The sequence below is a fragment of the Shewanella sp. AC91-MNA-CIBAN-0169 genome (assembly GCF_040310165.1).
Lineage (GTDB): Bacteria > Pseudomonadota > Gammaproteobacteria > Enterobacterales > Shewanellaceae > Shewanella.
Genome location: NZ_JBEOPM010000005.1, coordinates 131389 through 153972, shown reverse-complemented (window position 1 = coordinate 153972; position 22584 = coordinate 131389). Strand labels below are relative to the sequence as shown.

At 41.5% G+C, this 22584-nt stretch carries 18 protein-coding genes; 3 read left to right on the top strand and 15 right to left on the bottom strand.

All coding sequences use genetic code 11. The features are described from left to right. Positions 1 to 2: 2 nt before the first annotated feature. The 7 genes from hypB to hyaA all read right to left on the bottom strand — a co-directional run bounded on the left by hypB (position 3) and on the right by hyaA (position 9599). Complete coding sequence (gene hypB, locus AAEY98_RS07010) at positions 3 to 722, bottom strand: hydrogenase nickel incorporation protein HypB (protein ID WP_059743617.1); 720 nt, start codon at positions 720 to 722, stop codon at positions 3 to 5. Between the two features lie 286 nt (positions 723 to 1008). Then, a complete protein-coding gene (hypF, locus tag AAEY98_RS07005; protein ID WP_351015902.1) occupies positions 1009 to 3420 on the bottom strand; it encodes a carbamoyltransferase HypF in 2412 nt (803 codons plus the stop codon). 55 nt (positions 3421 to 3475) lie between these two features. Beyond that, a complete protein-coding gene (locus AAEY98_RS07000) occupies positions 3476 to 5500 on the bottom strand; it encodes a NiFe hydrogenase (protein ID WP_351015899.1) in 2025 nt (674 codons plus the stop codon). Beyond that, positions 5487 to 6041: a HyaD/HybD family hydrogenase maturation endopeptidase gene (locus tag AAEY98_RS06995; RefSeq protein ID WP_101087100.1), complete on the bottom strand. Its 555-nt coding sequence runs from the start codon at positions 6039 to 6041 to the stop codon at positions 5487 to 5489. The genes AAEY98_RS07000 and AAEY98_RS06995 overlap by 14 nt, the downstream gene beginning before the upstream one ends. A gap of 15 nt (positions 6042 to 6056) precedes the next feature. Then, complete coding sequence (gene cybH / locus AAEY98_RS06990; RefSeq protein ID WP_101087101.1) at positions 6057 to 6725, bottom strand: Ni/Fe-hydrogenase, b-type cytochrome subunit; 669 nt, start codon at positions 6723 to 6725, stop codon at positions 6057 to 6059. A gap of 31 nt (positions 6726 to 6756) precedes the next feature. Then, on the bottom strand, positions 6757 to 8460 hold the full coding sequence (gene hyaB / locus AAEY98_RS06985) for a nickel-dependent hydrogenase large subunit (protein ID WP_351015896.1): 1704 nt from the start codon (positions 8458 to 8460) through the stop codon (positions 6757 to 6759). Between the two features lie 2 nt (positions 8461 to 8462). After that, on the bottom strand, positions 8463 to 9599 hold the full coding sequence (gene hyaA, locus AAEY98_RS06980) for a nickel-dependent hydrogenase small subunit (RefSeq protein ID WP_101087103.1): 1137 nt from the start codon (positions 9597 to 9599) through the stop codon (positions 8463 to 8465). A 622-nt stretch (positions 9600 to 10221) separates the two neighbouring features. Here hyaA and AAEY98_RS06975 point away from each other — a divergent pair. Continuing rightward, complete coding sequence (locus tag AAEY98_RS06975; RefSeq protein WP_351015893.1) at positions 10222 to 11055, top strand: hypothetical protein; 834 nt, start codon at positions 10222 to 10224, stop codon at positions 11053 to 11055. A 354-nt stretch (positions 11056 to 11409) separates the two neighbouring features. After that, complete coding sequence (locus AAEY98_RS06970) at positions 11410 to 12174, top strand: mechanosensitive ion channel domain-containing protein (protein WP_409085805.1); 765 nt, start codon at positions 11410 to 11412, stop codon at positions 12172 to 12174. Between the two features lie 381 nt (positions 12175 to 12555). Here the strand turns inward: AAEY98_RS06970 and AAEY98_RS06965 are convergent, their stop codons facing one another. From AAEY98_RS06965 to AAEY98_RS06935, 7 genes are all read right to left on the bottom strand, one after another. Next, the gene (locus AAEY98_RS06965; RefSeq protein WP_351015890.1) at positions 12556 to 13416 is read right to left on the bottom strand and encodes a DMT family transporter; all 861 of its coding nucleotides are present in this window, start codon (positions 13414 to 13416) and stop codon (positions 12556 to 12558) included. Between the two features lie 176 nt (positions 13417 to 13592). Then, positions 13593 to 14693, bottom strand: coding sequence for an alkene reductase (locus AAEY98_RS06960; RefSeq protein WP_351015887.1), 1101 nt, complete (start codon positions 14691 to 14693; stop codon positions 13593 to 13595). Between the two features lie 13 nt (positions 14694 to 14706). Next, positions 14707 to 15093 (bottom strand): lactoylglutathione lyase, encoded by a 387-nt coding sequence (gene gloA, locus AAEY98_RS06955; RefSeq protein WP_101087107.1) that lies wholly within the window; start codon positions 15091 to 15093, stop codon positions 14707 to 14709. 773 nt (positions 15094 to 15866) lie between these two features. Beyond that, complete coding sequence (locus AAEY98_RS06950) at positions 15867 to 16697, bottom strand: EAL domain-containing protein (protein WP_351015884.1); 831 nt, start codon at positions 16695 to 16697, stop codon at positions 15867 to 15869. A gap of 492 nt (positions 16698 to 17189) precedes the next feature. Next, positions 17190 to 17897 carry an SDR family oxidoreductase gene (locus AAEY98_RS06945; RefSeq protein ID WP_351015881.1) on the bottom strand — a complete coding sequence of 236 codons (708 nt, stop codon included), beginning with the start codon at positions 17895 to 17897 and terminating at the stop codon, positions 17190 to 17192. Between the two features lie 427 nt (positions 17898 to 18324). After that, positions 18325 to 18777: a DUF302 domain-containing protein gene (locus tag AAEY98_RS06940; RefSeq protein ID WP_351015878.1), complete on the bottom strand. Its 453-nt coding sequence runs from the start codon at positions 18775 to 18777 to the stop codon at positions 18325 to 18327. A gap of 173 nt (positions 18778 to 18950) precedes the next feature. Then, complete coding sequence (locus AAEY98_RS06935) at positions 18951 to 19274, bottom strand: heavy metal-binding domain-containing protein (protein WP_351015875.1); 324 nt, start codon at positions 19272 to 19274, stop codon at positions 18951 to 18953. Positions 19275 to 19885: 611 nt separating this feature from the next. Here AAEY98_RS06935 and AAEY98_RS06930 point away from each other — a divergent pair. After that, positions 19886 to 20782 carry a CLCA_X family protein gene (locus tag AAEY98_RS06930; protein ID WP_351015872.1) on the top strand — a complete coding sequence of 299 codons (897 nt, stop codon included), beginning with the start codon at positions 19886 to 19888 and terminating at the stop codon, positions 20780 to 20782. A 372-nt stretch (positions 20783 to 21154) separates the two neighbouring features. Here AAEY98_RS06930 and AAEY98_RS06925 read toward each other — a convergent pair whose 3' ends face one another. Next, positions 21155 to 22450, bottom strand: a complete 1296-nt coding sequence (locus AAEY98_RS06925) for a Xaa-Pro dipeptidase (RefSeq protein ID WP_351015869.1) — start codon at positions 22448 to 22450, stop codon at positions 21155 to 21157. Between the last annotated feature and the right edge of the window lie 134 nt (positions 22451 to 22584).

The following is a 22584-nucleotide window of genomic DNA, read 5'->3' as shown; positions in this document are numbered from 1 at the left end:
AGCTAATATTCCTTATGTTCATCAAACCACGTTGCTAATACTTTCATCGAATCAGGATTTTTCACTGATACAACGAGTAATTCCACATCTGGATTTAATTTACTTAACTGTGCTTTGGCTTCGTCAATACTAAAGTCAAAGTAAGGAAGTAGGTCAGATTTGGTGATAACCACTAAATCTGCTCGGCGGAACATCACCGGATACTTCTCAATTTTATCGTCACCTTCAGGCACTGATAACAACACAATATTTTTATGGGTGCCAACATCATAACTGGCAGGACACACAAGATTACCGACGTTCTCAACGAAGCAAATATCAACATCATCTAAATTAATGTGATGCAGTGCACCGTGAACCATAAATGCATCGAGGTGACAGGCAGAGCCAGTTTGAATTTGATAGGCGTTGATACCCTTGGCAATTAAACGGTCGGCATCGCGTGAGGTTTCAAGGTCGCCTTCAATCACGGCATAGCGAGCATCAAGGTATTCATGTAAACATTCTAAAAGACTGGTTTTACCGCTGCCAGGACTACTCATTAGATTAAAGGCACTGACCTGATGAGCCGCAAAATGATCACGATTATGTTGTGCTTCGACATCATTTTTATCCAATATTTTATGGATAACCGCTAAGGTCTTTTTATCGTTAAGCTGAGGATTACTATGAAGAGTATGGTCATGATCATGGGTAATTGAACAGCCGCAATCTTTACACATGTTATGTTCCTTAACCTTGTTGTTATTCTTATTAACTAGTGTCGGTTAAGTGGATTAAGGATTCTTTGATACACATCAGTTTTTGCAATAAACACTGTGAACAACAGTGTTTATTGCGTTAATTATGTGACAGATGCCACAATTATCTGAAGGTCAACATTGATGTAGCATTGCAGCGTTAGCGATACCGCTGCTAGCCCGATTATGATAAAAATTAATCTATTCAAGTTACTTACAGTGGTTAAATTGTCATTAGTATTTGATACGCCTAAGCCTAAGCCTAAGCCTAAGCCATGTGATGTATGCCATACCACAATTGACCTAATGCAATACCACCGTCATTAATGGGAATATGGCCACTGGGCAAAACTTGCCGTTGGCCACGTTTACAATCATAAATGCACTGGCTTAGTAAGGTTTTGTTTTGAAATACACCACCACAAAATACCTGCGGTAACTGGGGATATTGCTGCCCAATTCTATCCAATTGCTGGCTAATCGCATTGATAAAATGCCAACATATTTGCTGGTTAATTAGAGGGTTATGTGAGTTCTCCACAGCACAGTTCACCAACTGAGTGATAAAGTCGCTACTGTGCCATTGAATCGGTTGTGAGTCAGCGTCGCTTATGGTGTTGAGTGTTACAGATAAAGGTTCAATATTTGACTTGCAATTATAGGCATTGGCTGCCGCTTCAATCATCATTCCGGCTTGGCCTTCGTATTGCGAGCTACCAATAAAGCCTAACGCCACCGCAAGAGCATCAAATAAACGTCCAACGGATCGACATTCAATACAATGGCTATTGTTACGCCATAATTGATACAAATTAGTGACAGTTTTGCTGCCCAAATCGGCTATAGCGGCAATCGGGAGTATAAGCACTTGTTCAAGCGACATCCGTTCAAACAATAATGCCAGCAGAATTCTAACCGGGTGTTTAATGGCTTGTTCACCGCCAATGAGCTTAAAGCAACTAAAGTGGGCCACAGTGGTAAAACCGTCAACATCAGCCAGCATCACTTCGCTGCCCCATAATGCACCGTCATCACCTAAGCCTGTGCCATCAAAACTGAATCCTAATACTTGCTCAGTGCGTTGGTGCATCGCCATAACCGATAACACATGGGCGAAATGGTGTTGTATGCCGATACAATGAGATGGCAAAAGGTGATGTTCCGATTGGTAATTTTCCGCCCATTGTGTCGGCGCATATTGCGGGTGATTATCATGCACAATATGACTCGGGCTGAAGTCATACAAACGCTTAAACGTCGCTAAGCTTCGGCTAAAATATTGCTCTGCTTCAAGGCTGAATAAATCACCAATGTGCGGTGATACAATCAAATTATCGGCAAAACCGAATGCGACCGTATTTTTCTGTTGTGCGCCAACAGCCAACACGCTGTTTTGGCTGTTTGATAGCATTGGTGTATGCAAATTAATGGTTAGCGGCGCATAACCGCGAGCCAATCTAATCACTTGCAGTTGCCCGTCAATCACTTGTACCACACTGTCATCACAAGCATTAATAATCGGCCGATTATGGTCGAGTATCCCATCAACTACATGGCTTAAATACTGTTCAATGTCAGCCTGATTACCAATAATGGGTTCACCGCTGCGATTGGCGCTAGTCGCTACAATGGGTTTCTGTAATCGCTGCATCAATAAATGATGTAATGGTGTGTAGGGTAAAAATACTCCAAGGCGATCAATACCCGGCGCTAGCAGTGGACTCAGTCTGATCGGCCCATTATTTGATCCATCATCTTTACCATTACCACTGTTATCATTACTAACAACACGTTTGGTCATCAAAGTAATCGGCTTCTCAGGGCTGGTTAACACTTGCCATTCCGTTTCAGTACCGCTGACACATAATTTTGCTTGGGCTAAGTTGGTCACCATTATCGCTAATGGCTTGGCGAGGCGTTGTTTACGTTCGCGCAGGGCTGCAACCGCATCGTTATTGGTGGCATCACACACCAAATGAAAACCGCCTAAACCTTTAATGGCGATGATGCCACCACGGTTTATCATTTCAACGGCTTGCTCTAATGCTATTAACATCGATGAATCATAAAGACATTCAGCACGAGCATTGATAACACTAAAGGTTAACTGTGGGCCACAATGTGGGCAACTGACAGGTTGGGCATGGTAGCGTCGATTCATTGGGTTGGTATAAGCGGCGTGGCAATCTTCGCACATCTCAAAATCAGCCATGGCGGTGTTGCATCGGTCATAAGGCAGGGCGTTGATAATGGTATAGCGCGGACCGCAATTGGTGCAATTAGTAAACGGATATTGATAGTGACGGTTTTGAGGATCATTAATGTCGTTAAGACAATCTCGGCAAATACTCATGTCGGCCGAAATAGCCACATTTGCATGTTCGTCAGATGAGGCATGGCTTTCAATAATACTAAATTTTTCAAACAAACTTAATTGAGTTTGATGAGTAACCTCAATGGCATCAATTCGCGCTAATGGCGGCGGGGATTTAGCTAATGTATCGATAAACTGTTCAATCTGTTCGCTATTACCCTGTAAAACAATCGTCACCCCAAGGTGATTATTCAGCACACTACCGAGTAAAGTTAACTGATGTGCCAAACGAAACACAAAGGGGCGAAAACCAACCCCTTGTACAATACCTTTAACAATAATGGTAACTTGCTGTAATGGTTTCATAAGGACTCAATCTCATACAAGGATAAGCAATAACTGATATACCTTAAGATACCTTTTATCCACGTCTTTGTTTGAGATATAGCCCACCAATTGCGATATTAACGCCATCTAAATCCAGTAATGGATTAACCAGCAGCGGAAAGTTTTTACCAATGCGTAATTGCACCCGATCAGTTAACACCGGATTAGCAAATTCGCTTCCTGCAATCACTAATTGTTTTACGCCAATATTTTGATCTAAATGTTCAACCCAATGGCTTAAGTAGTCGGCAAACGAGTCATGAAATGCAAACGCAAGTTTTGCTAAGTTAGTCTCGCCTGCCAACTTGAAACTCATTAACGAGCCCAATGTTTTACACCAATTAAGGCTACGATGTGCGGCACCTTTAGTGAGTGGAAAGTCAATGCGTGGTGCATTGTTGCCATGATGCGCCATCGCTAAAGCAATAAATTTATCGGCAAGTTCGGTTACCGACACACGTTGAGCGGTTTCTACTGGATAGGCACCAATAATCAGGGTAGCAACAGCCATTAGCTGAGACAATGCACCATCATTTGCTTGAATGTGCAGGTCCAATAATTGATTATATTCGGCAGGAAATAATTGTTTAAACTTATCTAACAGGCTTTTTTGAGGAGACTCAGACAAACTATGATAAATCTCATAACCTGTTGTCGGCAACGTCGGTAATTGAAAAAATAACTCAGGCTTACTTTGGCTGTCGAGGGTGACAATTTGGCAAGTATTTTGTTGGCTGAAATACAATACCGCAGCATGCTTAACAAATTGTGTTTTATGATGATTTTTATTGGGGTCACAGCGCAGTACCGCGGCATTTAACGCACATAAGCTGGTAGTAATATCGTTAGTGATCGTGCTCGAATCATCTGCTAAAGAGCTCGCTAAAACAGCTGGTACAGCTAACGGTGAAGCTGACTGTGAATTAGAAGGTTTAGCATCGTTGTCACTCACTCGCCAATTAATGTCAGTTGTAGAACTTTGAACCGTAAACGTATGCAGATCATCTTGGTAATGATGCTCATCATGCAAACAGGTTACGTTAGTGGGTAACGGTATGGTGCCATTACCTAGGGTGGTAATGGGTAACCATTGTTGATTAACACTGGCCAAACGCAGCGGCTTATTGAGCAAGGCTTCTTGGCTAGTATGCAGGTCAATATCATGAGTGACATGCAACCAATTAATGCCTTTTTGGCGTAACACTTCCGTGAGTATCACTAACAAACGATTTTCAGCAAATTGAATTTCATACAGCGGCGCTAATAAACTGGGGTGATCACTACTTGGTCGCACTCTTAGTAACGGTTTTTCGATGCTAGATAATGCCAACACTTGGCTGTCATTAACAATAAAATGGCTATTCAAAGAATTCGGATTACAGACTAATATTCGCGGCCGTTGATATTTTATTGTTGTGGTTATTGCGGTTATAGGCGCATTGGTCTGTGATGAGTTTATGCGTTGATCATCTGCATTTGGCGATATGGTCGAGGGTTGTATGGTTGAGGAGAATATGGCCGCGGGTGGGGTTAACCACAACGTGATCCCAAGAATAGGTAAGGGTAGAGACTTATGGCTTAGTAGGCGGTTTGCCATCGCGGCGATGTCGGCCTGAGTTAACGATTTTTCATCGCGACTGAGTTTTTCATGTCCCATACAATGATGACATTGCAGATTAATATCACCAAAAGAGGGATGTTGATTATCGCCAAATTGTGGTTGGCAATGCTGACAAAAATACAGCGGTAAACCAGAATAAAGCGGTTTAATCTTAAATGGTTTTCGCTGTCCGCTGTGTTGCTCAATCCGCTGAATGTGGGTGTCAAGTAACCAAACGGATAACAAAAAATCACTGGCAATCTCATCGGCTAATGCTTCAAGTTGCGCTTGCGTAGCAAAGGCCTCAATAAAGTAACGTATTTTACTGGTTTGAGGCTCGGATTCAGCACCAATACTGATATTAAATTCGTTACGCTCTAGGTATTGATTACACAAGTGCTCATATAAGGGCACATGGCGTTGGCATACAAAATCAAATCGAATGTTATGCATCGACATAGCAACCTCGCTTATAGGCGTCAGGAATCACCTCATCAATAGTAATATCAGCCACAATCTGCTGGCTAAACCCTAAGTCGGTCAAATGGGTTAACAGAGCATGTTCCATTAGCGGAATGGCGGCATGTAAATGTGGTGTAAGCCCCAAAGTCATTGGCTCAATCACGGTAGGGGTAACGCCTAATACAAACGTGTGTGGTCTATCACCCACAATGTCCATCATGTTGAGTGTTTGCAGCATTTCCACTTCATGAGCACTGCCTTGCCAATCGATTTCAGCAGGGGCGTGATCAAAATCAAAAAAGTACACTTCACCGGGCTCCACACCAACACTATTAACCGTATCGACCACAATCAAATGGTCGTACTGGCTTATCATCGGAATAAGGCCTTGAGCTAGGGTGCCACCGTCGACAATATCTATGCTGTCAGTTTGGTGGCTGAATTGGTATTTGTCTTTGATATAATTGACAAAATGTACGCCGACTCCTTCATCGGCGTACAATACATTGCCTATACCTAACAGCAATATTTTTTTCACAATTATTCATTCATCCTATTTATGTACTTTGTGATAGTCATAACCAGACACAATAGAATCGACTGAATTATGTTTAAAGCGAATACCAGACCACACCGCCATATACATATGGATCACCACAAAGATGATGAAGGCCCATGTTAAGTAATGATGATAAATCCGCAATGGCGCTAAACCACCACAGAGGCCGGTTATCCATGCCGATACATCACCGAGCATTCCGCCAATACCTAAATGGTACACATTGGCGTACAGCACTAAACCGGTGATACACATAATCAAGGCGACAAACGAAATGGCCACATAGGTCATAAACTGTAATGGTCCGTAAACGCCGGCTTTGTCTAAACTGCCCATCCAAAAATAGGATTTTATTTGCGATATCCAGCTTCGAGGCGATAGCACATCTTTAAATGATCGTCTTTCATTGTTAATCCGACTAAAGAAAAACAAGTAAAAACGCACTAAGGTAATACTGGTTAACAAAAATCCAAAAATGATGTGGGCAAAGCGGATCCAACCTTGTACCAATACATCAGTGCTGGCAGGTGCCACTAAAAATGGCCACGAGATATAAAATCCGGTGATCACTAATACCAAAATGGCCAGAGCGCGTAACCAGTGAAATATTCGAATCGCTGGAGTAAATATCAGCTGCCGATTATGGGTTGCAATATGTTCCATACTTTTATCCCTCCTACTCCATTACCTCTGATTAAAACCCATTTGGATCAATTTTAAATTGACCTAGGGTGTGTTTCTTGTAATCCATCACGTGAACGGAACACGCCATACAAGGATCAAAGGAATGAATAATGCGAATGACTTCTAACGGCTTAGTTGGGTCTTCAAGTTTCAAACCAATCAACGAAGCTTCGTATGGGCCCATTTTACCGTTAGCATCCACAGGGCCTGCGTTCCAGGTAGTAGGAACCACAGCTTGGTAGTTTTCGACTTTGGCATCTTTAATGCGGATCCAATGACTTAACATGCCGCGAGGGGCTTCAATCATCGAATAACCTTCGTAAACACGGTCTGGGTCTATTTCAGGTTTAACGTAAGTAGACTGATCCGACTGTATATTCACCAGTAAAGCATCAAAGGTTTGCAAACTGGCCTGGCCAACCAACACCGTTTGCAACATACGTGCAGCAGTACGGCCTAAAGTGGTAAACAATGCTTCAAGAGGCAAACCAGTGCGAGCTAACAAACCATCAACCGCATTGACCACAACTTGATTGCCACGGGCATAGTTAACCAACAAACACGCTAGTGGACCTACTTCAATCGGTTCATCTTGGTAACGCGGAGACTTAACCCACGAGTATTTACCATCGCCATTAATGGTGGGTAATTTGCCATACACAGTGTCGCGCTCAATAAACCCGGTGTAATCAGGAATGGTGGTTCCTTGATATGGATGTTGCGGACCATCAGCTTTATACCAGGCGTGAGTCACATCTTCTTTAATCAAGCTCGGGTCGATATCCAATACATTGGCTAAATCACCGTTTAAAATGACCCCTTGGTTAAATAAGTACTCGCCATCGGTTGTAATAAAATCTTCACCGCACAAGAAACTGTTAACATTTACGCCGCCAAGTACACTGGCTTCTGTACCAAATGCTTCTGCTGCCATCACAATATCGGCTTGGTAAGCTCGCTCAATAAAGTCTTGCACGATAGCGTGCTTTTGTTTCCATTCTTGTAAACGGGCAGGGCTTAACATGTCTCGTACTGAGGTTATGCCGCCCACAACAATAGACTGTGGATGTGGCGATTTGCCGCCAAAAATAGCTAACATTTCAGCTGCCACACGTTGTACTTCAAGTGCTTTTAAATAATGCGATAACGCAATGAGGTTTTGCTCAGGGGTAAAACGATAAGTACCATTACCCCAATAGGCATTGGCAAATGGACCCAGTTTTCCGGTTTCGACCAAGCCTTTCACTCGTGCCTGTACCGCTTTTAATTCACCTTCACCGGCAGCAATCGGTGCATCAGAGTAATTCATTGCCACTTTAGCCGCTAAGGCTGGGTCGGCACTTAATGCTGATACCACATCCACCCAATCCAAACCATGTAGATGATAAAAATGCACAATATGATCATGCATGTAGAGTGATGACTGCATTATGCTGCGCAGGTATTTAGCATTAAGTGGGATCTTAACCCCAAGGGCATTTTCAACTGCCTCAGTACCGCAACGATAATGCGAATAGGTACATACGCCACAAATACGCTGCACAATTAAGCCCACATCCATTGGAGTTCGGCCTTTTAAAATAACCTCAATACCTCGCCATAAGGTCGACGAAGACCAAGCCTTGGTAATGACATTATTGTCATCCACTTCAACTTCGACACGTAAATGGCCTTCGATACGGGTGATAGGGTCGATAACGACACGTTTACTCATGATTATTCCTCCAAAGGCTTAGCAAATACGCTAGCAACTGCATGGGCGCCAATACCAACAACGGTAGCGCCTAAAATGACCGCACCAATGGTGTCTGCGGTGGCATCTATGCCATGTAAAAGTTGGCGTCCTAGCGGTTTTTCAAAGTCCGCCATGTCATCCCAAAAATTCGGCTCAGAGCAACCCATACAGCCATGACCCGCTAACACCGGCCAACTGGTGTGATGGTTAAAACGCTCAGTAGGGCAGTTGTTATAGGTATATGGGCCTTTACAGCCGACTTTATAAAGGCAGTAACCTTCTTTAGCACCTTCATCACCAAATTCTTCAACAAACTCACCAGCATCAAAGCGCCCACGACGTTCACAGTTATCATGTACCCGTGCGCCGTAAGCCCATTTAGGACGATTAAACATATCCAGTGCAGGTAACTTACCGAACATAATGAAATACATTAGCGTGCCAACAATGTTCTTTTCGCTCGGAGGGCAACCGCCTAAGTTAATCACAGGTTTATCGACCACTTCGTAAACACCTTTTGCCCCAGTCGGGTTAGGTGCAGCGGCTTGTACACCGCCAAAAGCAGCGCAAGTACCAACGGAGATAATCGCGGCAGCATTTTCCGCTGCTTCCTTAACAATGTGTAAACCCGTATGACCTTTACAACCCACGGTTAAAAAGGTGCCGTTATTGGCGGTAGGGACCGCACCTTCAACGGCCAGCAAATACCGACCTTTGTAGGTTTCAAGAGCGTTTTCTAGGTTCTCTTCTGCTTGCCAGCCAGAGGCTGCCATTAAGGTTTCGTGATATTCAAGCGAGATATGATCGAAAATCAATGTGTCGAGGTTGGGCGTGTCGGTACGAATTAATGACTCAGAACAGCCAGTACATTCGGCTAAATGTAACCAAATTAGCGGTACTCGGTCGGCTAATTCAGCCGCTTCGGCAACCAGATTACTAAAGGGTAGGGGCAAGGCAAACATTGCAGTGACCGACGCGGTCCACTTAATGAAGTCTCGACGAGATATCCCAATGTTGGCCATTTTTTGTTGTAGTGACACGGGCTGACGTTGGGCAAATTGGCGTAAATAATCAAGGCGGTCTTGACCCTGTTTATAAAGGGCTGCATGTGTGTCCATGTTGATACCTTCTGCTTAAGTTAGCTCAGTGGCTAATAATTAGTTGCAATCCATCGGTATCAATATTAAAACTCAGCCAAAAATGGTCTTTGATGTAAATCAACTTGTAAGATATTTCCTTAGCATATGTAGGGCTATATCGTCGAATACATGATGTTGATCAAGTTAACAAAAATGAAATCGGACAAATTGTCGCAGATCACCATTTTATTGACGTTATTATTTATAGACTTGCTGATGTTGGCGAGTTAAATCTTGTTCAATCTAGTTGTGTACGGAGCGAATGCTCGTTGGATACTTATCACTAGCCATCTCCGCCACAGGATAACGTCATGGTTAAACGGCTAATAACGGTTCTGCTTATTATGAGTGAACTTGTCATCCGTTTACCGAATACAGAGCAGGTATCATTGATTAAAGAATGCTAATAATGACAACGTACAGCGAAGTAAGCTGGACAAAAAATGCTAATTTATCCATAAGATAAACTCACAATTTGATTAGACACAGCTTTAACTTTGCTTGTTTTTATAACATTATGACAACAACGATGTGTTTTACTTAAACATCAATGACATTAACTATGACGTTAACAATGACATTAAAAGGATGTTACTCACCCATGAGAGCCACTTATCTATTTTTGTTATGCTCATTGCTCGTGCCGACAGTTGCCAGCGCAAACAACTTACCAAACTTCCTCACTGCAGACTCTGATAAAGAGTACCGTGCAACAATTAATCATTTACGGGGTTTATTACCTAAAAATGGCATTGCAGAAATATTACCTGGGTTAGCCTCACCGTATGGTGTGCTTGATGTGCATCCAACAAAATTTACCTCTGCAGAGGATAAAAATGATTTTGCTAACTTCAATTTAGGTGTAATGAGTCACGCGATATTTAAAGCCGATCCCCAATTTGTCACCAGTTTGCCCAATAGAGTGCTGTGCAATGAAAAATCATGTCGAGACCAAAGGGTTAAGGCCATCAACATATTGCTGATAGAGCAAGACGTAATCAGTCGTTTTTTTAAGGACAACGTCGATATCACTATTGTTCAGCGCTCAGATGAGAATGTATTTAGAGTCAATAATGCATTTTTCACCCCAGCTGGCATTATTCAATATCAACCGTCAGCGGTAGCTGGGTTTGTACCTTCAGCAGATGCCACATATTTTAAAAATGTCACCTATATAGAAGCCTGTGATTTGTGCTCATCACGCTCAGCTAAGGTAAGAGACATTATGGCCAAGCACCACATTGCCGCGATGGTTAAAGAAAGTGACGGCGTAATAAATATTATTTTCGATGGTATCAGTAATAATCATTGGGGAGTTAAGCTAAGCGACAACTCAGATGTTAAGCCAGTAAAAGGGCAGCCAAATGCTTTGGGGTATCGATATGATGATGTTATAGCGATAACACCAACCGTTATTTACTACCAAACTAACTAAAATGATCACCAGCTAAAATATTCACTTCAATATTCACTTCAATATTGCGAATCTCGATACGGATAAAACCATTAATGTCAGCTACATTAATGGTTTTTTCGTGTTTATGAAGGGGCTAATTTACCGAAGTTGACTAAGTGTTTACTGCTGCACCAGGTTAGACCTCATACTGTTATGGCCTAATTACCTTGTCTTCTGCTGCTATTGCCAATAGAGTGACGGCCGGAATGTCCGTAATTCAGCACCATGAGTGTGGAAACAAAAACAACGTAGGTAACAAGTTTGATAGATAATATAGCTTTGATCGTCGATTTTTTTCTCGAACACAAATTATTATTAACGGTGTTAATAATAATGCTTATCTCAGTGATAAAACGTTTTATCATTTCAAGTATTCGTGGCGACGTCGCTTTTCTTTCTGATGTGCAACGCAAATGGATGTCACGCACTAAAAATGGCACCTTCATTTTAATACTGGTTATTTTGTTCATGCTTTGGCAATCCGAAGTTAGCAAGTTTGCACTGTCTGTTACCGCCATTGCCATTGCCATAGTGATAGCATCAAAAGAAATCATTCTTTGCTTTACCGGCTCAATACAACGCGCGAGTTCACGTTCATTTGTGATTGGTGATTGGATTGAAGTAGGGAAAATATATGGCGAAGTGATTGAACATAACTTAATGGCCACCGTGATCCAAGAGATCGATCTTGATCAAGGTCAATATCATTACACAGGTAAAACCGCGACATTACCTAACAGTATGTTTTTTACCTATGCGGTGAAAAACCTCAACTTTATGAAACGTTATGTTTACCACAACATAACCATTACCGTGGTCCAGTTTGTTAATCTCTATACACTGTTTCCTGGGTTAACCCGCCAAATAGAACAGCACTGTGAAGACTTTATCGAAGTGGCTAAGCGTTACAACGGTGTGATAGAAAAACATGCTGGTGTCGATTTACCTGGCAGCGAACCGCATATTCATATCACCAGCGGCATCAACGGCGAGCAAAATGTGCATATCATGATTTTTTGCCCCACCGAACGCGCCATACATTTAGAGCAGTTAATAAGAGAAGACTTTATGATTGCTTACCATGAAAACTTTAGCTAATTCATCTGAAATCGCTCTCTATCGCTCCACATGTTTATTCCGCACGGCATGATTAATCTCAGTTCAACACTGGGATTAATCATTAACTTCACTGTGTTTTAGCATCAATAACATCAATACAAAGTCTTTGCATGTGTCTATTACTCGTCATCATGACCTTTCAGTAGCGTTTATAGACTCATCTCAGCTTAGTCTCAGCAATTGAGTTACACCTCAGTGTATAAGGCGTTGTGTACCTCCAACCGTATGCATTTGCGTAGCGAATACAACGCCGTGGTTAATAAACCGAAAAATAGGTTATTACAACATTGATATACTCAGCGTTGTAGATGTTGCAGATGTTGTGATGTTATAGATGTTGTAAATAAGGCTTTTTACGCACTATTTTTTAGAATATTTGATGTAAATAAACAGTGACAATAAAATAACTCCGCCACCAATAAGCTTTTGCATTTCAACTACCTCATCAAGAAAGCTGATAGACAATATTAATGTCCAAATGGGTTCTAAAATCATGATCAGCGAAGCGGTTTCAATTTTAACGCTAAATTGACCGACAGTTTGAAGCAAATAACGCACACTGGTTGCGATAACCGTTGATACCGCAAACCAAAATAGCACATGACCATTTATCTCAAAATGTTCAGGTGAAACCGCAGCCATAATCACGCAACCCACAATGCCCACCATGAATAATTGTACACAGATGGATGTTAACGGTTTTATATTGGTTAAGACCCGCTTATTCAATACAAAATGCAATGACAGCAGTGCCGATGATAATAAGAAAAACCACTGGATATTATCAACTTCCCAGCCAGTTGTGATGGTCAATAACATAATGCCTATACAAGTAATAGGCAGCGATATCCAAAACATGCGGTTGGGTTTAACTTTGAATAATAGCCAAGAAATAAACGGGGCTATAATCATCGCCAAACTCATGATAAAAGCACCTTCAGACAAAGTACTAGAGATGGTAATCGCGTGAACCCATACTTCAATCGAAGCGGCTAATACCATGCCAACGCCACCAAGCGCGGCAATTTGTTTCAGGCGTAGAACAAAAATTTGATGATAACAAAATGGCAATAAAATCAGACTCGCGATTAAGAAGCGAGCAGCAATAAACACCTCTCCAGGCATCTCTAAAATAACAAGTTTGGAGGCTATCCATCCCACAGCCGCAAGCATTGTGGCCAGTAATAAGGATATTTTGCCGCGCAACGCTTCTTGTTTCATCAAACCGTTTGTTCCAGCTGAGGGATGGGAAAAGGGGCAAGGCTCTTGGCAAGTCACAATGATACGAGAAAACCAAAAAATATGTCGTGATAAATAAATGATGTATACGTATAAAGCGATCCTACCTTACGTCAGAGTCGCTCACATATTAACTCAACTAAACAGTGTGATTACTATTAGCTTGGGCTGTATTCGGGGTAATCAGTATATCCGCGTTCACCACCACCAAATAATGTCTCTGGGTTGTGAGAGGCTAATGGATAGTTATGCTTAATACGGTTTACCAGATCAGGATTGGAGACAAATGGTCGGCCAAAACCAATCATATCCGCTACACCAGCATCAATGGCCTGAGATCCATTTTCGCCGTTGTAACGTCCCGCATAAATAAGCACACCTTTATAAACGTCGCGAACCGTATCTTTAAATACTGTTGGTGTCTCTGGGGCATCATCCCAATCAACTTCAGCCACATGTATATAGACCACATTGAGGCTATTAAGTAATACAGCCGCGGCAATGTAGGTGTCTATCGGCGTTGCATCAACAGTACCATTTAGCGATGTGAATGGCGCAAGACGAACACCAACACGATCAGCGCCAATGGCTTGCGTCATTGCACCAACCACTTCACCCAGGAAGCGCAGGCGGTTTTCGATACTACCACCATATTCGTCGATACGATTATTCGCTTCAGAATCGATAAACTGGTTAATTAAATAACCGTTAGCAGCATGCAGTTCTACGCCATCAAAACCGGCTTCAATCGCATTTAACGCTGCTTGACGATATTCGCCAATCACATGTTCAATGTCAGCTTTAGACATTTCACGAGCCACTACCACGTCAACAAAACCGGGTTCGTCGGTACCATTATCCACAAACACTTTTACATTTTGGGCTTTTAGTGCAGAAGACGAAATAGGTTGCTGACCACCGATATTATCAGGGTGAGACACTCGACCAACGTGCCAAAGCTGAGCGAAGATAGTGCCATTTTGTGCATGAACCGCTTTGGTGACCTTCTGCCATCCGGCAATTTGTTCTGCAGAATAAATACCTGGTGTCCATGCGTAGCCTTGGCCCATGACTGATATTTGGGTGCCTTCTGTAATAATAAGACCCGCGGATGCTCGCTGAGCATAATATTCAGCCATCATCTCATTAGCCACATTGCCCGGTTGGGTTGAGCGCGAGCGCGTCATTGGTGGCATAACAATACGATTTTTTAAAGAGAGTTTACCGAGCTGTATTGGTTGAAATAGTGCATTGTTCATTCTGTATTCCTCTTTACTTGCTAATTTGGATGAGCTCAATTTGGTATCCATCAGGATCGACGATAAAGGCGATGTGAGTTGAGCCACCTTTTACCGGTCCTGGTTCACGGGTGACGTTGCCACCGCGTGCTTTAATGTCATTACAGGCACTATAAATATCCTCTACACCCAGCGCAATATGACCAAAAGCATTACCATGGTCATACTCATTGGTGTCCCAGTTATAGGTTAATTCAATCGTGGTGCTGTCTGCTTGAGTGCCATAACCCACAAAAACTAAGGTGTAGCGATAGTCTTTGTTTTCGGTTCTTTCTAGCACTTTCATGCCTAGCACATGGGTATAAAACTCAATTGATTTTTCTAGGTCAATGACTCTCAACATAGTGTGTAAAAATTTCATAACTCTCTCTTTAAGCGATATCTTTTAAACGCATCAGCGAACGTGCCCATTCCCGAATAAACAACCGAATAAACAACCGAATAAACAATCGGATAAATTACACTATAAGGCGTGCGTATGAATGATGTTCGATAGACGTAATATACAGTGAACAAGGCTAAACAATAAATTATTAAAAGTTATCCTTTTAATAATAAAACGTTATCAATGGAGGGTTTAACAATTAATTTCCAAAATTTTTTGAACATAATTAACAAATTATTTGCTGGTTATCATAGTGACAATAAACATTATCATGTAAAGCAAACCGAAAGTTGACAATGTGCCCTCAAATACAAATGAAAACGGTCTGTGCTCTCTCTGATTTTTTCAAAAAAGAGGCACGCTTTATCGTCTAAATTTTAGCTTAGGCACAGATGTATGAACTGCTTTTTAACCATTAAACCATGGTGATAGTGCGTTTTTGTTGTTGCAAAGAGTATTACGCCTATAGCATAGGCGCATTAATGACGCAGTGTAGAAATATTTAGGCTCAAAAAATATTGGGCAGCAGCATGAAAACCTGATTAACCATTGTTGCGATAATCTTTACCGCTATTTCGATGCCGGTTATGTCACAGACTGTTAACTAAGAAATACCACAAGCCATTCAACCTATGCACGAAACATTTAACCCTATTGCCTTTGAACACTGGCGCCATACTCGTGTGGAATACACTCAATGGCATAAATAATAATGTGCATTGAGGTAATGATGAGTATCGACCTTAAGCTTATATACCCGCACCGTCATTTAAGCTCAGAGTAGGTTGAGTCTTAATCTGACTTTCGCTGCGGTATATCTCGTCAAAATCAACTAGCGGTAGGGATTCAAAACCAGGTTTGGCAAATAAATAACCCTGCATCAGCTCAATGCCACAATCGCGTAACCATTGCATTTCTTCTATTGTCTCTACGCCTTCAGCCAAAGAGGTAATGTTAAGTTCAGTAAACAAATTTAAGCAGTTTTTTATAATAGCTTGTCGGGTTTTATCTTGGTCGATATTACGAACAAGCTTCATATCAAATTTGATAATGTTGGTTTGAAAATCAGCCAACAGTCCCAAACCGGCATAGCCAGAACCAAAATCGTCTAGTGCGGTGATAAATCCTGATTTCTTATAATACTCAACGATACTCTTAACAAATGCAGTATCGCTAATGTTCTCATTTTCTGTAAATTCAAACATGATTCTGTTGGTTGGGAAGTTATATTCTTTAGCGGCTTCTAAGGTTGTTCTAATACAGCGCTCAGGTTTATAAATAGCATTTGGAAGAAAGTTAATGCTAAGCATTGAATCTAGCTTTAGTTTCGCCGCCAGTGCGATGGCTTTAACGCGGCAAAGTTGATCAAAGAGGTAACGATTATCATCATTGACTTGAGAAATGATCGAAAAGGCCGATTCATTCTGTAAACCACGTACCAATGCTTCATAGCCAAATATAGTATTGGTCTTACAGTTAATAATTGGCTGAAAAGCCATGGTGAAATCAAAATCAAGGCTGCTTTTATCAAAACATTTATTACAAGTAAATCTGTCATAAATTATTGGCTTTGTTTCCATTGTAGCAACCTCAATTAATATAACGCTCGCTTAAGCTATGCCGTAACGAACTTAGGATTCTACCTTGCATGGTAATGACTAGAAACATTACCAATGCAGCGCGTTGCAAATCAACATTAAGTGTTTGTTGAGCTTAGCCGCTATGCGGCAGGAAAAGATAAAACTCATCTTAATTGTATCAATTTTAATTTGATTAACTGTCGACTTAATCGATGTTGCCACACTGTGTGGGTTAACACTCAGACATCATCATAATATCAACGATAAAGACATTAAAACAAAATCTTACCTATTTCAATTTTTAAGGCAAGCCACGCACAAACATCATTACACATTATCTAATATTTAGGTGTATATCGGTCAATTTGTTGGCTAATTGCTTAATAAAAAAACATCATATTCACCATCTTTACGCACTAACAGTAGCCCAAATCTGACCAATGAATTACCAATAAAGCGGTCGGTAGTTTGTTGTACGGATTGATACGCTGATTAGAACGGCAGTTGCTCACCGTTAACATCATAAAACTGACCGGTATTGTGAATTGATAAATTGTTGATCACTTTTATAATCCCAAGGGCGGAATCATTAACCTTTACCTTTGCAGAGCTGCCGCCCATATCAGTTTGCACCCAGCCTGGGTGAACAGATACCACCGCGACGTTATCATTAACCAGTTCAGTCGATAAATTCACAGTTAACATATTGGCTGCGGCTTTAGACATTCGGTAACCATACCAGTCGACACCTTGTACTTGTGATAGTGATCCCTTAGAAGAAGAGATAATCGCTATTTTGCATAAACGATTTTTATTCAATAGTTCTAATAAGCAGTGTGTTAAAAATAATGGCCCGAGCGCGTTCACTTTAAAACACATTTCAGCGTCAGCATAATCAATAGCATGAATACTGTGATTATCTCGATCTAAAAAGCCCGCATTATTAACGATTAAATCGAGACTAATATTTTGTTGACGGAGATTATTCGCTAAGCGCTGGATTGATTCAGAGCTCGTGATATCCAGTGACTCAATCAATAATTTGTCAGCAAACAGGGCCTTCAACGACAAAAGCTCAGTCGCTGTTGCGCCATCTCTACAGGTTGCTATGACGCTGCAACCGTTGACAAGATATTGCTCTGTTAACGCTAAACCAATACCTCTATTCGCACCGCTGATTAATACCACTTCACTATTCATTAAAAACCTCTAAATCGATTGTTTTATATAACTTTTCTGGTAAATTCTATTGAAAAATTCTTGTGTAAATTCTTGTGAAAAAGATAGATGTAAAATATAGATATAAAATATTGATAAATATCATCTTGCAGTTGTGTCACCGTGGATGTGATTCGATATGTTTACTCTGTGTTGCGATAAGAATCGTCATTCGATAACACACAATGGCTGAGTGATCATCGTTATGCTTTGCTTATTCCTCGTATACTCGCTCCGAATTAATAAGCTGGTGGCTATAAATGATCACTCAATCTGTTCGTTCAATTTACTCGTTCAAAATGTTCGTTCAAAATGTTCGTTCAAAATGTTCGTTCAAAATGTTCGTTCAAAATGTTCGCGCCAATAGCCTTGCTCAAACGACTAGCTCAAACGACTAGCTGCGAAATAACTACTTAGACGTTGCAGCAATGCTTAATGTATTGAGAGCAGACGATATTTTGTTAATAACCTTATCGCAGCCTGCAATACTATGACGCTGTTTAATGTACTGCGGATTGTTATACGACAGCCAAACCTTGTTATCAGCATCCTCGCTAATCAATACCTTTTGTGGCAAGTCAATCGCGACAAGTTGGTTACACTGCATTAATTGAGTACCGATGTTAGGGTTACCGAAAATAATCACTTCAGTTGGTCTCAGAGTTAAGTTCACACCGGCGGCATTTTTTTGATGATCAATCCTGGAAAAAACCGTAAAACCTTTGTCTTTTATGATCGACTCAAACCTATCTGCCGTTTCTTTGGCCGAGTAATGGCTTTCAACAGTGATAAGGCTTTCTACCGCATAAGCATGAGCAGAAGCCAACAAGACGGCAACGGCTAAAGAAATATTTTTAATCATAAAATCACCTATTCGTTATGTTTGGTCATACTAGTTGTGTTTGGTCATACTAGTTATGTTTGGTCATTAGAAGCATTTCGGCGATAAACTCGGCTAACATCAAGGATATAAAAATCGACTTAAGTATTTGTTGTTCGCAAATACTATTAATAGCCGTTTAGTTTCAGGCGTATTTATCTGCTTGGCCCTAATTTAACCGCAGTACCAAAAGCCATAATTTCAGACGAGCCATCCATAATGGCACTTGTCGTAAAGCGGATCCCCACAATCGCATCAGCCCCTTTTTGTGCCGCATTGGCAACTAAACGCTCAACTGCGACATCTCTGGCATCAGATAACATTTCGGTGTAACCGCGGATTTCGCCACCCACAATGCTTTTTAAGCCGGCCATAATGTCTCGACCAATATGTTTAGATTGAACCACATTACCGGTTACAACACCGACAATCTCGAAAATGTCCCGACCAGGAATGGTTTCAGTTGTGGTATAAATCATAAATCCTCCATGAAAAATCAATCGTAAACCATCGTACTGCTAACACGCTTAAATAGGAATCCAATTAGTGATACTTAACTGACCCCCAATACTGTTGTTTACGCTTTAGGCGCATCTTGTAATAAAGGGAAGTAATGATGAGTCGTATTGAAGAGAAGTAATAAAGGGTCGTGATGAAGAGCCGTAATCAATAGCCGTAATGTAGATGCATAATACAGAATCGTAATCTAGACGATCCATAAAATGCTGGTGGACGTAATAGGTCACTTAGTGAGTATCGTAATAGACACTTAATGGCAGAGTAAAATACGCTCGGTGTTTTATAGATCACTTTTATGTAACCTGCGCAGACTTATTTTGAGTAAATATGCATTAAAGTGAATGAAGGTTAAAAACTTACCGAGGGTAATACTTTTATTTTTGCATAATCACGAATAGTTATTCTAGTGGTGTGCTGGTGGCATTAGCCTACGTTAGCGGTGTTTTTTACTATCACTTTATTTTTATAGGGCGGTTTATGGCGTTAAACATGGCATAATTAGTCACTAGGTTCAGCATTCGTTTTTGTGTAAACATTTTTGGCAATCGCTTTAGTGACAATAGAGGTATGTTTGGCTTCACATCATTCATTATTAAATCATCAACGTCATTTTGAACGTATCGGGCCCGACTATCGTAATGGCGATTCGGTCAGTTTTCTCGACATTAAACACACTTTTGGTTTGCAGCATATCCGTGTTGGAAAATGGGTTAACCGTGAGGAGTCGGCACTTGCGGCTAATTTGATATTTGACTCACTAGCAGACTTAGCCAACATATTAGCAGTACCGCCAGAGTTGATTGGTTTACGCGGTAGCTTACGCTTTGCCTTTGGCCATGGCGGCCAAAAAGGTGTGCAAGCTCATTATGCACCAGCATACCGGGAACTGGCATTAGCCAAAAATGCCGGAGCAGGGTCGTTAGCTCATGAATTTTGGCATGCATTCGATCACTATATCGCCGATAAAATGTTTATTGACGACAGTATATTAGACCCGTATTTGTCGTCGCTTTTAATATCAGAGCAAACTACCACTACAACTCGGGCTAACTTAAGTCGTGCCAATTTATTTGCTTGTGCCAGCGACAATTGGCTGGCCGATAAATCCATAATCGCTCACCCGTTGAATAAGAAACTCTCTAGCTTATTTAAAGTGACCTTGCTGAGCGCCAACGGCCAAGAGCCACATGATTATGTGCGTCGCTCCATCGCACTCGATAAACAGCAACGCTGCCATTACTTTGCTAAACCGACCGAAATGATGGCGCGCGCCTTTGAATCTTGCATTGAAATGTATTCACAGGATTATGCCAATATATCCAATCCTTACCTGGTTAACAGTACTATCGACTCGCCACTTGCTAAGCATGGCGCTTATCCCGATGCACAACACTGTCGTGAAATATATCAAGCCATGATGGAATATTTTGAACCTTTAGGGCTAGCGTTTGATAAGCAGAATGGTTAACAGTAACTTCGATATCAATGTACAGCCTTGAGCCAGTAACAGCCTTTGGGCGAATAATCATCTTGAGTCTATAAAAACCTAGCGTGAAAAAGCAGTCCATAACAAGGCAAACAGCCTTTAGTCATAAGGTCTTGTCATTACATCCCTACAAGTCATATCAGCTCACTTAGATTATAAATAATAAAAAAAGGCCAAGCGATTAAGCCAGGCCTTGGTATGTTGTTGCTAGTCTAGTCCTGAGATAAGTCATCCGGACTAGACAGCTAGATATATTCAAGCTAATAGCAGCCTTAAGATGCCAATTTTAGAGACTCATTTTAGAAACTCATTTTAGAAACTCATTCTAGATAGCGATAGCCTTTAGCTTGTGCTCTAAAGCTGTTTGTATACCACACCGTCTTTCATCACAAAGGTGACGTTTTCCATCAAACTAATGTTATCCAGCGGATTACCATCGACAGCGATAATATCTGCCATAAATCCTGCTTTAATCTGGCCTAGGTTATCTTGTTTTATTAAGGCTGCACTGTTAATTGTTGCGGCCTGCAGCGCTTGAATAGGCGTCATGCCAAAGGTCACCATGCGCGAGAACTGCTTACCGTTATCGCCATGAGGATAAATAGCGGCATCGGAACCAAACACCATCTTAGCGCCAGCCTTAACGGCTTTTCTAAAGCTGTCGCGCTGAGCTTGCGACACTTGCTTTTCTTTGTTGATATTGGCTTCTGGTACGCCGTTAGCCGCGCCATAGGCGAGGGTGTATTCGGTGTTGTAAATGTCGCAAGACAAATACGTGCCTGCTTTTATTGCCATCTTAATGGCTTCATCGTCCATAAAACTACAATGTTCAATGCTATCGATACCTGCGCGTATTGCATCTTTAATGCCGCTGGTACCATGAGCATGGGCGGCGATAACAAGGCCGCGCATATGCGCTTCATCTGCAGCAGATTTGAGTTCTTCGTAGGTCATTTGCTGCGCACCAACTTGAGTACCTTTAGAAAATACCCCACCAGTGGCACAGACTTTAATCGCATTGGCACCGTATTTAATGTTTTCACGTACTTTTGTGCGTACTTCCCAAGGGCCGTCGGCAACACCTTGAGCTTTTGCATGGGCTTCTGGTGCGGGAAAGTTATCATCGCAATGCCCGCCAGTGATCCCAATTGCATGGCCCACAGCCCAAATACGGGGCCCAGGAATATCGCCAGCATCTATTCCATCACGAGTGGCAATAACGGAATAACCCGATGCGCCTAAGTCTCGCACTGTGGTAAAGCCCGCTAGCAAGGTTTTTTGAGCATTTTTGACGGCTTTAACTGTTTGCCTAGGCACTGAATAATTCATCGATTCTAAAAAGTTATCTTCGGCATCAAAGGATAAATGCACGTGCATATCCATCACACCAGGCACCAGCGTTTTACCCTTAAGATCAATCAAACTGTAATCGGCTTTATTGTTGATGTTTGCCGCGGTAGTAACCTTAATGATTCGATTGTTTGATACGATAATCGCAGCATCATTAATGCTTTTACCTTTGGCTACGTCGATATACGCATCGGCTAAAATCAGCGTGTCTTGGGCAATCGCTGGGGTGATAAAAGTGGTACCTAAAATTAGGCTAAGGGCGAGTGGTATCGCATTAATATTGTTGTTTTTTAAAGGCATGACTATTTTAAAATCCTGTGTTGTTATTGTTAGGCGCGGACATTGTTTACTTTGTATCGTACTAGGCACAATCAATTCTTTATCAGTTTAATAAGGTGGAAAGTATGCGAGAGGTAAAGGCTAAAACTGATAAT